The sequence below is a fragment of the Collinsella sp. AM17-1 genome (genome assembly GCF_003470665.1).
Taxonomy (GTDB): Bacteria; Actinomycetota; Coriobacteriia; order Coriobacteriales; family Coriobacteriaceae; genus Collinsella.
In genome coordinates this window covers 1-289 of sequence record NZ_QRJZ01000019.1, presented here as the reverse complement: position 1 = coordinate 289, position 289 = coordinate 1, and the positions used below count along the sequence as shown (strand labels likewise).

The 289-nt window shown below is 64.7% G+C and carries 1 protein-coding gene; it reads right to left on the bottom strand.

Annotated features, from left to right (window positions below):
* Positions 1-9: 9 nt before the first annotated feature.
* A partial coding sequence (locus DW195_RS10435) for a helix-turn-helix transcriptional regulator (protein WP_199576346.1) occupies positions 10-289 on the bottom strand: 280 nt, incomplete at its 5' end.

Here is a 289-nt window from a genome sequence, read left to right as displayed (position 1 = left end):
CTGACGCTCCTATTTGGCAAGGTGTTTTTTAGAATCCATTTTGCGCTCGGCCTCGAAGGCCCGCCTGTCCCAATCGAGCGGAAGTCCGGCCTCGACCCATGCCTCGTAGGCCCTCCTTATGGGCTTGAGCTCCCTTTGGCCCCTCTCCAGCATCGAGATGTACTTCTCGCTGGTGCCCAGTATGGACGCCGCCCTCACCTGGCTGACCTTCGCCGCGCGCCTGGCCGCCACGAGCCCCGAGGCGTCCCCGGGCCTCCTGATCTCGTGCGGGTGCATCAGCGCCCGGTAC